The organism is Pseudomonas sp. IT-P12, from assembly GCF_949767465.1.
Taxonomy (GTDB): domain Bacteria; phylum Pseudomonadota; class Gammaproteobacteria; order Pseudomonadales; family Pseudomonadaceae; genus Aquipseudomonas.
Map to the genome: position 1 here is coordinate 64,112 of NZ_CATKPY010000003.1, position 12,387 is coordinate 76,498.

Annotated in this window: 12 protein-coding genes; 3 read left to right on the forward strand and 9 right to left on the reverse strand. The window is 60.6% G+C overall.

The window, feature by feature from the left end; genetic code table 11:
• Positions 1 to 12 precede the first annotated feature (12 nt).
• Positions 13 to 2,094: a carboxy terminal-processing peptidase gene (locus ACM6IM_RS01990; protein ID WP_192306413.1), complete on the reverse strand. Its 2,082-nt coding sequence runs from the start codon at positions 2,092 to 2,094 to the stop codon at positions 13 to 15.
• A gap of 138 nt (positions 2,095 to 2,232) precedes the next feature.
• On the opposite strand from ACM6IM_RS01990, the gene ACM6IM_RS01995 reads away from it, so the two are divergent.
• On the forward strand, positions 2,233 to 3,195 hold the full coding sequence (locus ACM6IM_RS01995) for a zinc-binding dehydrogenase (protein WP_414864026.1): 963 nt from the start codon (positions 2,233 to 2,235) through the stop codon (positions 3,193 to 3,195).
• Positions 3,196 to 3,238: 43 nt separating this feature from the next.
• Here ACM6IM_RS01995 and ACM6IM_RS02000 read toward each other — a convergent pair whose 3' ends face one another.
• The 6 genes from ACM6IM_RS02000 to ACM6IM_RS02025 all read right to left on the reverse strand — a co-directional run bounded on the left by ACM6IM_RS02000 (position 3,239) and on the right by ACM6IM_RS02025 (position 8,590).
• Positions 3,239 to 3,892 carry an HAD family hydrolase gene (locus ACM6IM_RS02000; RefSeq protein WP_192306186.1) on the reverse strand — a complete coding sequence of 218 codons (654 nt, stop codon included), beginning with the start codon at positions 3,890 to 3,892 and terminating at the stop codon, positions 3,239 to 3,241.
• A gap of 34 nt (positions 3,893 to 3,926) precedes the next feature.
• Positions 3,927 to 4,916, reverse strand: a complete 990-nt coding sequence (locus ACM6IM_RS02005; RefSeq protein WP_201193017.1) for an ABC transporter ATP-binding protein — start codon at positions 4,914 to 4,916, stop codon at positions 3,927 to 3,929.
• Positions 4,913 to 5,713 (reverse strand): ABC transporter permease, encoded by an 801-nt coding sequence (locus ACM6IM_RS02010; RefSeq protein ID WP_201193015.1) that lies wholly within the window; start codon positions 5,711 to 5,713, stop codon positions 4,913 to 4,915. The genes ACM6IM_RS02005 and ACM6IM_RS02010 overlap by 4 nt, the downstream gene beginning before the upstream one ends.
• The gene (locus tag ACM6IM_RS02015; protein WP_192306415.1) at positions 5,700 to 6,536 is read right to left on the reverse strand and encodes an ABC transporter permease; all 837 of its coding nucleotides are present in this window, start codon (positions 6,534 to 6,536) and stop codon (positions 5,700 to 5,702) included. Before ACM6IM_RS02015 ends, ACM6IM_RS02010 begins: the two co-directional genes overlap by 14 nt.
• A 5-nt stretch (positions 6,537 to 6,541) precedes the next feature.
• Positions 6,542 to 7,348: an alkaline phosphatase family protein gene (locus ACM6IM_RS02020; protein WP_414864027.1), complete on the reverse strand. Its 807-nt coding sequence runs from the start codon at positions 7,346 to 7,348 to the stop codon at positions 6,542 to 6,544.
• Positions 7,349 to 7,525: 177 nt separating this feature from the next.
• Positions 7,526 to 8,590, reverse strand: a complete 1,065-nt coding sequence (locus tag ACM6IM_RS02025; RefSeq protein ID WP_414864028.1) for an ABC transporter substrate-binding protein — start codon at positions 8,588 to 8,590, stop codon at positions 7,526 to 7,528.
• 350 nt (positions 8,591 to 8,940) lie between these two features.
• Here ACM6IM_RS02025 and ACM6IM_RS02030 point away from each other — a divergent pair, with 350 nt between their 5' ends.
• Positions 8,941 to 9,654 (forward strand): UTRA domain-containing protein, encoded by a 714-nt coding sequence (locus ACM6IM_RS02030; RefSeq protein WP_192306196.1) that lies wholly within the window; start codon positions 8,941 to 8,943, stop codon positions 9,652 to 9,654.
• Between the two features lie 17 nt (positions 9,655 to 9,671).
• Here the strand turns inward: ACM6IM_RS02030 and ACM6IM_RS02035 are convergent, their stop codons facing one another.
• On the reverse strand, positions 9,672 to 10,439 hold the full coding sequence (locus tag ACM6IM_RS02035; protein WP_192306198.1) for a DODA-type extradiol aromatic ring-opening family dioxygenase: 768 nt from the start codon (positions 10,437 to 10,439) through the stop codon (positions 9,672 to 9,674).
• A gap of 102 nt (positions 10,440 to 10,541) precedes the next feature.
• Here ACM6IM_RS02035 and ACM6IM_RS02040 point away from each other — a divergent pair, with 102 nt between their 5' ends.
• The gene (locus ACM6IM_RS02040) at positions 10,542 to 11,198 is read left to right on the forward strand and encodes a thiopurine S-methyltransferase (RefSeq protein ID WP_414864029.1); all 657 of its coding nucleotides are present in this window, start codon (positions 10,542 to 10,544) and stop codon (positions 11,196 to 11,198) included.
• Positions 11,199 to 11,353: 155 nt separating this feature from the next.
• Here ACM6IM_RS02040 and htpX read toward each other — a convergent pair whose 3' ends face one another.
• Positions 11,354 to 12,241: a protease HtpX gene (htpX, locus tag ACM6IM_RS02045; RefSeq protein WP_192306202.1), complete on the reverse strand. Its 888-nt coding sequence runs from the start codon at positions 12,239 to 12,241 to the stop codon at positions 11,354 to 11,356.
• Positions 12,242 to 12,387: the final 146 nt, after the last annotated feature.

Sequence of the window (12,387 nt, forward strand, 5' to 3'; positions counted from 1 at the left end):
AAAGCCATCATCTTAGTGCTTGGCCACCGCCGTGTTGAGTTTCAGGTAGTCCAACAGGATGCGCCCGGTCTCGCTCAGGTAGGCATCGTCTTCCGGTTTGACCTTGTCCGGCTCGGCCGCTGCGGCGTCTTCGTCTTCTTTCTTCAGCTCTTTGAGCGGCTCTTCACCCTTGGCCTTGCGACGGATGTTTTCCATCGCCAGTTGCTGGGCTTCGATATCGGCATGTTGGGCACGACGATCGGCTTCATTGAGGCTGACGGTTTTTTCCGCCATCAGTTTTTGCGCCAGGGCCAGCTTGTCGCGAATGAACACGAACTCCGCATCCTTGGCCGTGCGCACGTCATGCTCGGATTTGAGCTGGGTGAGGTACGGCTTGAACGGATCGACCGCAGGCTTGATGGCTGCACGGATGGTGTCCCATGGCATGGCTTCCGGGAGGGCGCTTTCGCCGATTTCCTTGGTGTCGATGATCGATGGGTAATCGATATCTGGCAGAACGCCCTGATGCTGGGTGCTCTGGCCGGAAACCCGGTAGAACTTGGCCAGGGTCAGTTTCAGCTCGCCATGGTTCAGCGGCTGAATGGTCTGCACGGTGCCTTTGCCGAAGGTCTGGCCACCAATGATCAGTGCGCGGTGATAGTCCTGCATGGCGCCGGCGAAAATCTCCGAAGCCGAGGCAGACAGGCGGTTGACCAGCAGCGCCATCGGGCCTTTGTAGAAGGCGCCCGGGTTTTCATCTTCCAGTACGTCGACGCGGCCATCGGCGTTACGCACGAGCACGGTCGGCCCCTTGTCGATGAACAGGCTGGTCAGCTCGGTGGCTTCCTGCAAGGAGCCGCCGCCGTTGTTGCGCAGGTCGATGACCACGCCGTCGACTTTCTCTTTCTGCAACTCGGTCAGCAGTTTCTTGACGTCGCGAGTGGTGCTCTTGTAGTCCGGATCACCGGCACGGAAGGCCTTGAAGTCCAGGTAGAAGGCCGGGATCTCGATGATGCCGAGCTTGTAGTCCTTGCCGTCCTGTTTCAGGTTGAGGACCGACTTTTTCACCGCCTGGTCTTCAAGCTTCACCGCCTCGCGGGTGATCGGCACGATCTTGCTGGTCTGGTCATTCGGCGCGTTGCTGGCCGGGATGACTTCCAGGCGCACCACGGTGCCCTTCGGACCACGGATCAGCTTGACCACTTCGTCCAGGCGCCAGCCAACGACGTCGACCATTTCCTTGTTGCCCTGGGCAACGCCGATGATCTTGTCGGCCGGAGCGACCTGTTTGGTCTTGTCCGCCGGGCCGGCTGGCACCAGGCGGACGACTTTCACCTGATCGTTGTCGCTCTGCAACACGGCGCCAATGCCCTCCAGGGACAGGCTCATGTTGATGTCGAAGTTCTCCGCGTTATCCGGTGACAGATAATTGGTGTGCGGGTCGTAGGACATGGCGAAGGTGTTGATGTACGCCTGGAAGATGTCCTCGGCGCGGGTCTGGTCCAGGCGCGCCAGTTGATTCTTGTAGCGCTTGGTCAGGGTTTCCTGAATCTGCTTGGGGTCCTTGCCCGCGATCTTCTGGCGCAGCACTTCGTCCTTGACGCGCTTGCGCCACAGGTCGTCCAGTTCGGCGGTGGACTTGAGCCAAGGGGCATCCTTGCGGTCGATCAGCAAGGTTTCCTTGGTGTTGAAGTCGATCTTGTCGACGCCTTTGTTCAACTCGGCAAGGGCGAAGTCCAGGCGCGCCTTGACGCGGTCCAGATAGCGCTTGTAGATGGTGAACCCGGCGTTCAGGTCGCCGCTCTTGAGGAAGTCGTCGAACTGCGTCTTCCATTTGTCGAATTCGGCGATGTCGCTGGCCATGAAGTAGCTGCGCGACGGATCCAGCAGCTTGATGTAGCTGTCGTAGATGATCACCGAGCGCGCATCATCGAGCGGCGGCTTGCTGTAGTGGTGGCGCTTGAGCAACTCGACGACATTCAGGCTGGCGATCACTTCGTCACGATCAGGCTGAAGCTTGTCCCAGCTATTGGCTGCGAACGTATTGCTCGACATCGGCATCAGGCCGATACCAATAAACAGGGCGAGGGCGGTGCTGGGGAACAGGTGCTTCATGCCGATTCGACGCAGGGACAATTGATAACGCATATTAGGCCGTCTTTGAAGTCGCCGGTTCCACGAGGGCCGGTCGCATAATGCAAAAAGCCCGGCGATACAGCTTCGGGCTCAGTCCAGACTCACTATGGAGGCACTGTGAAAGCATTGCAAGGCGTGGAAGGTCAAGTGGCATGGGTTGAAGAGCCCAGTCCTACATGTGATGTAGGGCAAGTTCGCATTCGTGTGTCGGCTGCGGGTCTTAATCGCGCCGATTTATTACAAAAAGCGGGCCTTTATCCGCCGCCGCCAGGGGCCAGTCAGGTGCTCGGTCTAGAGTGTTCCGGAGTGATCAGCGAGGTCGGCCCGGGCTCGTCCTGGCAGGTCGGTGACCGGGTCTGCGCCTTGCTGGCCGGGGGCGGAATGGCCGAAGAGGTGGTTGTCGACGGACGGCATGTGCTGCCGGTGCCGCAAGGATTGTCCCTGATCGAGGCGGCAGCGCTCCCCGAAGTCTATGCCACGGTCTGGCTGAATTTGTTTCAATTGGCTGCGCTCAAACCCGGTGAGAAAGTTCTCCTGCACGCCGGCGCAAGTGGAATCGGTTCAGCTGCCATTCAGCTGTGCAAGGCGTTCGGCAACCCGTGCTGGGTCAGTGTCGGTTCCGCCGAGCGCCTGGCGTACTGCGAAGCGCTGGGCGCCCAGGGCGGCGTGGTTCGAAGCGATGACCTGGACAGCCTGAGGGACCTGGGGCCGTTCGACGTCATCCTTGACCCGGTCGGCGGTCACTACGCCGCCCTGAACCTGAAACTGCTGGCCAGTGATGGCCGTTGGGTGCTGATTGGCTTGATGGGTGGCCGCGAGGCGCAGCTGGATCTGGCACAGGTGCTGGCCAAGCGCGTGCAACTGCTGGGCTCGACCCTGCGCAGTCGCGACGATCAGTTCAAGGCAGATCTGTTCAGCGATCTCAGCCAGCACGTGTGGCCGCTGTTCGCCGAAGGACGCCTGAACCCGCAACTGGCCAGGACCTTCCCGATCAAGGATGCCGAAGCGGCGTTTACGGAGCTGGCGAGCAACAAGGTGGCTGGGAAGGTGGTGCTGGTGATCGACGAGAGTTTGAGCTGACAGCAGCATAACTGTGGGAGCGAGCAAGCCCGCTCCCGCAGGGTCACTTCCAGAGATGAATCGGCCAGCCGGCTTTCTCCGCGTGTTCACGCAGGACCGGATCCGGGTTGACCACGTGTGGGAAATCGACCTTGAGCAGCAGCGGCAAGTCGTTGCGTGAGTCCGAGTAGAAACTTGCGCCTTCGAGGTTTTCCTCTTCCGCATCCAGCCATTCCAGCAAGCGCGTAATCTTGCCCTCCCGGTACGTCAGGGTGCCGGTGGTGTTGCCGCTGTACACCCCATGCAGCACCTCCAGCTCGATGCCGAGAATCTCGTCGATGCCCAGGCGTTCGGCAATCGGCCGAACCAGGTGGGTGCCCGACGCCGAGATCACCAGAATCCGGTCCTCGGCCTTGCGGTGGGCGGCGATGGCTCGGGTGGCATCGCTGAAGATGATTGGTTCGATGAAGTCCTCGACCCACGGGCCGACCAGGTGATCGATCTCGGCGGGTGTGCGCCCGATCATCGGCTCCAGGCTGAAGGTCATGTAGTCCTCCATGCGCAGCTTGCCATGGCTGTAGGCGTCCATCAGCTCGTTGTTGCGGCGCATGAACGACTCGGGATCGACCCAGCCCAGGCGTCCCATTTGCTCGGCCCACAGGGTGGCGCAGTCGCCGTGGATCAGGGTTTCGTCCAGATCAAAAATTGCCAGGGCCATCAGTGCAGTTCTCTCTTGAGCATCAACAAAGGCATCAGGCTACCTCACACAGGGCCGTCGGATCGATGGAAAGTGCCAGGCGCTGACCGTCGGGATGCAGATCGCTCGCCGAACGGTTGAGCACATCCACCACCAATTCCACGCCTCGCGCTTCGATCCGGTAGCGAATCACGTTGCCCAACAGGCTGTGGCTGCGCACCTGTGCATCCAGCTCGCCTTCCAGGCTCAGTTCGATGGCTTCCGGGCGAATGGCAATGCGATGGCTGATCGGCCGTTGCAGCAGTTTGCTCGCGCTGTCGGCATCCAGCAGGTTGTAGTTGCCGATGAAACCGGCGGCGAACACGTCCACCGGTGCGGTGTACAGGGTTTCGGCGTCGCCGCTCTGTACGATTTTTCCCTGGTTCATCAGGAAAATCCGGTCAGACATGGTCAGCGCTTCTTCCTGATCGTGGGTCACGAAGATGGTTGTCAGGCCGAGTTCGCGCTGGATCTGACGGATCTGTTCGCGCAAGTGTTTGCGAATTCGCGCATCGAGGGCCGAGAGTGGCTCGTCCAGCAACAACAACCGTGGCCGCGTCACCAGTGACCGGGCCAGAGCGACACGCTGGCATTGGCCGCCGGACAACTGGTGCGGATAACGCGAGGCGAAGTCGCTGAGCTCCACCAGTTTCAGCACCTCGGCGACGCGCGTCCGGCTGTCGTCGCTGTTGACCTTTTGCATGCGCAAGCCGAACGCGACGTTCTGTTCGACGGTCATGTTCGGGAACAACGCATAGCTCTGGAACACCATGCCGATCCCGCGTTTTTGCGGGCTCAGCGGCACGATGTCGACACCGTCGAGCAGGATCTTTCCGCCATCGACCGGGGTCAGTCCGGCGATGCAGCGCAGCAAGGTGGATTTACCGCAACCGGACGGACCGAGCAGGGTGACGAACTCACCCTTGTGGATTTCGCAGTTGATGTCGCTGAACACCGTGGTGCCGGCGTAATTTTTCTGAAGGTGTTGGACGCTGACATAGCTCATTCGCTTTTGTCCCTGTTCAAAATGTTGGCCGCCCAGGTCAGAACCAGTACGAAGAAGAAGTAGGAAATCACCAGCGCACTGGTGAAGTGGCCGCTGCTGTTACGCATGTTGTTGAGGTAGACCTGCAGGGTTTCGTAGCGGGTGCCGACGAGGATGTTGGCGAAGACGAACTCGCCGAACAGGAACGAGAACGACAGCAGCAATGCCACCATCAGACCCTTGCGCAGGTTGGGCAGCACCACCAGGAAGGCCGCTTGCCAGGTGCTGGCGCCGAGCAATTGCGCGGCGTCCATCAGGTCGCGCAGGTTGATCGCTTGCAGGTTGTTGGTGATCGCCCGGTACATGAACGGCAGCGCGACCGTGAAGTAGCAGCCGATCAGGATCCACGGCGTACCCACCATCGCAAACGGCCCGGAACCGTACAGTTGCAGCAGGCCCACGGACGACACCACCGGCGGCACCGCGAAGGGCAGCAGGATCAGGATGTTCATCAGCGCATCGAGTTTCGGGAAGTGGTAATGCACCACGAACAGCAGCGGCAGGATCAGCACCACCGACAGGATCAACGCACCGACACAGACCAGCAGCGATTGGCCGAAGGCGTGGAGAAAACGCGGGTCGCTCCACAGCGCGATGTACCATTTGAGCGTGAAACCGCTGGGCAGGACGGTCGCCGACCAACTGCTGGCGATGGAGTACACCAGTGTCCCGGCCAGCGGCAGCAGCAGTATGGCGAACAGCAGATACACCACGACCCGGTGATAGATACCGACGGGGCCCAGTTCAGCGCGAGACATGGTAGCTCCTCTTCAACAGCAACTGATGCACGACCGTCACCAGGGTCATCAACGCCACCAGCACCACGGCCAGCGCACTGGCCAGGTTCGGATCGAGGGAAATGTCGCCGGACACCATTGCCGCAATGCGGATCGGCAGCACGTTGAAGTTGCCGGTGGTCAGGGCATACACCGTGGCGTAGGCGCCGAGGGCGTTGGCCAGCAGGATCACGAAGGTGCCGAGCAGCGCCGGGGTCAGCACCGGCAAGCCGATGTGGCGCCAGAACTGCCAGCCACTGGCACCCAGCAGTTCGGCGGACTCGCGCCAGTCTTCACGCAATGCATCGAAGGCCGGGTAGAGCAGCAGCACGCCGAGGGGGATCTGGAAGTAGGTGTAGAGGATGATCAGGCCGGTTTTCGAGTACAGGTTGAAATCCTGGATGATGCCGGCCTGCTTGAGCATGATCGTGAAGCTGCCGTTGAACCCCAGCAGGATGATGAACGCGAAGGCCAGGGGCACGCCGGCGAAGTTGCTGGTCATGTTGGCGAAGGCGTTGACGAAGTTGCGCAGCTTCGAATCGACCCGGCGCAGGGAGTAGGCGCCGAGGACGGCAATGATGATGCCGAACACGCTCGACCAGAAGCTGATCTCGAGGCTGTACTGGATCGCCTGGCGGTAGAACTTCGAACCGAAGATCTTGCTGAAGTTGGCCAGTCCCCAGCCGGACTCTTCCGATTGCAGGCTGTTGATCATTACCCAGACGAGCGGGGCGATCTCGAACACGATAAAGAACAGGGTGAACGGCACCAGGCACAAGGCCGCCAACCATTTGCCGCGAGTCATGGCATTCACTTGAGCAACTCCCGGCAGACGGGTTTGTTGTGGGCCACGCCCAGCAGTTCGCAGACCGTGCCGCAGATGTCGGTCTGTTTCGGTGCGGCGCCGGTGTTGAGGCTGAACGCGTCGCCCAGGACGAACAGGGGCACTTCGCGCTCCTCCGGCAGCAGGCCGTTGTGGGAGCGATCGTTGTTCATGCCGTGGTCGGCGGTCACCAGCACCTGGTAGCCGGCGTCGAGCCAGCCTTGCAGGTAGTCGGCCAGGATGATGTCGGCCGAGCGGGCGCTGTTGCGGTATTGCGCCGTGTCGAGGCCGTGCTTGTGCCCGGCGTCGTCGATGTTCATGGGGTGCACCAGCAGGAAGTTCGGCATGTGGCGCAGGCGCAGGTGTTCCGCGTCGGCGAACAGGTGCGAATCCGGGTAGTGGTCGTTCCAGTAGAAATGCCCGTGCTGGATCGGCAGTTGCGGGTCGTCGGTATGACGATCCCGGGCCGCGACGAAAGGCGAACGGTTATACAGCTCGCTGACCCAGTGATAGGCCGCCGCCGCGGTGGTGAGCCCGGCCTCCCTGGCGTAGTGATAGATGCTGCGCTGGTTGGACAGGCGCGAGACGTTGTTGTGCACGATGCCGCTGTCGATCGGCGTCACGCCGGTCAGGATGCATTCGTACAACGGACGGGACAGGGCGGGCAGTTCGCACTCCAGCTTGTAGAGTTCCGCGCGTCCTGCGCCGACATACGCCTGCAGGTGCCCCATGGCGTGACGCGCAACCTCGTAGTTGAGACCGTCGAGCACGACCAGGATGACGTTGTGTTTCATAGGGGCGAAAACTCCGCGAGCACGAATTCGGAAATTGACTCAGCCCCCCTGTGGGAGCGGGCTTGCTCGCGAAAGCGGTGTATCAGACAAGGATGCATTGGCTGACACACCGCTTTCGCGAGCAAGCCCGCTCCCACATTGGGATCTTCGACAGATCCCAATGTGGGGGAAAGCGCCTTACTTCATCTCGACAATGACTTCTTCGTTCCACTTCTGCGGCAACGCCTTCGAGGTCTTTTCCCACGCGTCCGCGTCCTTGATCGGTGTCACGCCTTTGTACTGCTCGTTCGGCAGCAGCTTGGACTTGACGTCAGCCGGCAGGGTGATGTGCTCGGCACGGATCGGACGGGCGTTGCCCTTGGCCAGGTTGATCTGGCCGGCGTCGCTGAAGATGTACTCGCGGGTCAGCTTGGCGGCGTTGGGATTCTTGGCGTACTTGTTGATGATGGTGGTGTAGCCGGAAATCACCGAACCGTCGGATGGAATCAGCACGGTGTAGTCATCCGGGTTGGCCATCTTGGCCTTGTAGCTCAGGCCGTTGAAATCCCAGACCACGCCGACTTCGATTTCACCCTTTTCCATCGTGGCGATGGTCGGATTGGCCATGGACAGGCGACCCTGCTTGGCGATGTCCGCGAACAGCAGCAGCGCCGGTTGCAGGTTTTTCTCGTCGCCACCGTTGGCCAGTGCGGCGGCCAGTACACCGTTGGCGGCCTGGGCGGCGGTGCTTACGTCGCCAATCGAGACCTTGTACTTGCCGTTCTTGAGGTCCGCCCATTTGGTCGGCGCCGGCGAGCCGTGCAGCAACTTGTTGTTGATGATGAAGGCGATGGTCCCGGTGTAGGCCAAGGCCCAGTTGCCGTCCTTGTCCTTGGCCCAGTCAGGGATCTGCTCCCAGGTGCTTGGCTTGTACGGTTGCACCACGCCTTGCTTGACCGCGATCGGGCCGAACGCTGCGCCGACGTCGCCAATATCGGCGCTGGCATTGTCTTTTTCCGCCGCGAACTTGGCGATTTCCTGCGCCGAGCTCATGTCGGTGTCGATGTGTTTCAGGCCGTATTGCTTGGCCAGGTCTTCCCAGGTGCCTTTCCAGTTGGCCCAGTCATCGGGCATGCCGACACTGTTGACCGCGCCTTCCGCTTTCGCAGCGGCTTCCAGGGTTTTCAGATCATCAGCGGCCATGGCGGCGGTACACAGGGCAATGGTCGAGCCTAACAGTGATGCCAGGAAAAGCTTTTTCATTCCGAAGCTCCTTTGGGCGTTTTCAACGCTGCGATTGCGGTGGTGTTGGTCTAGGTCAGCAATACCTGAGCCAATCTAGGGGGGCTGGATGACATTTTGATGTCGTCCATGGCCCGGCCTGTTTTTTTCATGGCGCAATGCTCAGGGTTGTGGATAAGCGTAGACCATGGCCAACGCACCGAAACTGCTGGGCTTGGCCACTAAATTGCAGAGAAACGACGCGACCGTTCGGTGCTTTTGTCATCTACCAGTCATCAGCAGTGCCTAGGCTTGCAGGAAGTTGATGGAGCCGAATCAAACCCGGGCTCTGCCCCGAAACAGTGCTGGTCTAGTCCAGATAGGTAACGTTGATGCGTATTGAGGCAACCAAAGCGGTGACAGCCATCGGGCAGGTTCTTCAGGAACAGCTCGATCACGGGTTGTTGGCGCCGGGCAGCAAGTTACCGGCCGAGCGCAAGCTCAGCGAGTTGTTCGGCACCACGCGTATCACCGTACGTGAAGCGTTATTGCAGTTGGAGGCGCAAGGGCAGATTTATCGCGAGGAGCGCAGGGGATGGTTCGTGTCGCCACCGCGCCTGGCCTACAACCTGATGCAGCGCAGTCACTTTCACGCGATGGTCAGCGCCCAGGGCCGGGTGCCGTCCACCGAAGTGATTTCGGCGCGCTTGCAGCCGGCGTCGGCAGCGGTGTGTGCCTGGTTGCAGTTACCGGCGCTGTCGAGTGTGATTCAGATCTGTCGGGCGCGCAGGATCGATGAACGGCTGGTGCTGTACGTGGAGCACTACCTTAATCCGCAGTATTTCCCGGGGATCCTGGCGTTCGATCTGAATCAGTCGATGACCGAGCTGTATGCACGGCACTACGACCTGCATTACGGCCGGGTGCGTTTTGAAATCGTCCCGACCGCGTTGTCGGTCGACGCCGCAGCGGCGCTGCGGGTGTCGGTCGGGAGTCCGGGGTTGCGCATCGCCCGGGTCAACTACGATCAGCACGAGCGATTGATCGACTGCGACCTGGAATTCTGGCGACACGATGCGATTCACGTGGGCGTAGACGTCGTGTGAGCCTGGCCCGGGGTTCATCAGCCGAACCGGTAAATGTCCATGCCCAGCGCGCCCATGGTGAACCCCTGGTGGCTGATGCTGAACCTGCCCCCGGCGCCGCGTGCAAAGTACAGCGGCAACAAGTGCTCATCGCTTGGGTGGTTGCGTATGGCGTTTGGCGCCTGCCGGCGGTAGTCGTGCAGTGCGGCTTCGTCGTCGGCCTCAAGCTTCTCGATCATCCAGTCGCGAAACACCTTCGCCCACGGCTCCACGCTTTCCGGGCCGGCGTGCCAGTCCAGCTCGCGCAGGTTATGGGTGATGCTGCCGGAACCGATCAACAGCACGCCCTGCTGGCGCAGGCTGTTCAATGCATGCCCGACGCGGGTCTGCAGGGCAGGGCCGTGGCGTGTGGGCAGCGAAACCTGCACCACCGGAATATCGGCCTGTGGGTACATCAACGACAGCGGCACCCAGACGCCATGGTCGAAGGGCCGTGTGGTGTCGATGCGCGAAGGCAAACCGCTGCTCGCCAGTAACTCGACCACCGTCGCCGCCAGTTGTGGCTCGCCGGGCGCCGGGTATTGCACCTCGAACAGCGCCTTGGGAAAACCGCCGAAGTCATGCCAGGTTTCCGGATGGGGGTTGGCGTTGACCAGCAGCTCATCGCTCTCCCAGTGGGCGGAAACAATCGCGATCGCCCTGGGTTTCGGCAGTTCGGCTGCAATTCGCGCCAGCGCAGTGCCACTGGCGCCGGGATCCAGGGCCAGCATCGGAGAGCCGTGAGATATGTACAGGCTGGGGAACATGAAGCAGCTCCAGAGAGTAAGATGACCCATCTTCAATCAGATCATTGATCTAAATCTAATATAAGTTTTAGGGTGTTTTGATCGAATTTTTCGGAGATGTATATGCAGCCGGAGTTTTGGCACAAGCGCTGGCAGTCGAACCAGATCGGCTTCCACCTGCCGCAAGTCAACCCTTATCTGCAGCGATTCTGGCCGCAACTGGGGCTGGAGGAGGGCGCACGGGTACTGGTGCCGCTGTGTGGGAAGAGCCTGGATTTGTTGTGGCTGGCGCAGGAGGGACATGAAGTCCTGGGAATCGAGCTGTCGGAAAAGGCCATCGAGGATTTCTTCGAGGAGCATCAGTTTGACCCTGATGTCAGCGTGCAGGGGCCCTTCAAGGTCTACCGGGCCGGGTCCATCGAGTTGTGGTGTGGCGATTTTTTCGATGTGACGGCCGGCGATGTGGCCGATTGCGCGGGGTTGTACGACCGTGCAGCGCTGATCGCACTGCCGCCCGCGATGCGTGAGCAATACGCTGCTCACCTCAAGCGTATTCTGTCCAAGGACGCACTGGGGCTTTTGATCACCCTGGATTACGACCAGGCGCAAAAGGACGGGCCGCCATTCGCCGTGCTCGATGAGGAAGTGCAACGGTTGTTAGGATCGGTGTGGTCGCTGAAGATTCTCGAGGACCAGGATGTCCTGGAGGAAAATGGCAAGTTCGTCGAGCAGGGCGTCACGCGGCTGGAGGAGCGGGTTTATCGGGTTTGCACTCGGTAGATCAGTGGGTTGCACCGGCCTCATCGCGAGCACGCTCGACCCCACATTGACGGCGTTCGACCCGTGGGCGCGAGCCTGCTCGCGACGCGCCACGACAAATGCCAGACGGAAAAAAGGCCCGCATCTCTGCGGGCCTTTCTTTGCTGCCGAGTCGATCAACCGCGACGATGCAAGGCGTTGATACGCTCTTCCAGCGGTGGGTGGCTCATGAACATACGGGCGAAGCCCTGTTTGATGCCACCGTTGATGCCGAATGCGTTCAGGGTGTCCGGCATGTGCACGGGCAACCCTTGTTCGGCCCGCAGGCGTTGCAAGGCGCCAATCATCGCGCTGGTGCCGGCCAGGCGTGCACCGGCTTCGTCGGCGCGGAACTCGCGTTTACGCGAGAACCACATGACGATGGCGCTGGCCAGGATGCCCAGGACCAGTTCAGCGAAGATGGTCGCCACGTAATAGGCGATGCCCTGGCCTTCTTCGTTCTTGAAGATCACCTTGTCGACAAAGTTGCCGATGATCCGCGCGAAGAACATGACGAAGGTGTTCACCACGCCCTGGATCAGGGCCAGGGTGACCATGTCGCCATTGGCCACGTGCCCGATTTCGTGGGCCAGCACGGCCTTCACTTCGTCCGGCGAGAACCGCTCGAGCAAGCCCTGGCTGACCGCGACCAGTGCATCGTTCTTGTTCCAGCCGGTGGCGAAGGCGTTCGCCTCGTAGGCCGGGAAAATCCCCACTTCGGGCATCTTGATCCCGGCTTCGCGGGACAGTTGCTCGACCGTTTGCAGCAGCCATTGCTCATGGCGGGTGCGCGGCTGGGTGATGATCTGGGTGCTGGTGCTCATCTTCGCCATCCACTTGGAGATGAACAGCGAGAACAGCGAGCCGGCGAAACCAAAGACCGCACAGAAAATCAGCAGCTGATTGAGGTTGAGATCAACCCCGTTGGCCGCCATGAACCCGTTGAAGCCGAAAAGGCTCAGGGTGATGCTGGCAATCAGCACGACCGCAAGGTTAGTGGCCAAAAACAGCAGGATGCGCATCATGGTTGTAGAAATCTCCTTATGCTAAAGATGTAGCGTACTGCGGGGTATATAAGGTGCTGCACCCGGCTATTCAACTGGGTGACTATTTCAAACTGTGTCCTACAGCCAGAGTCTAGTCGGTTGCAGGGTATTTCCGACGGCAGCGA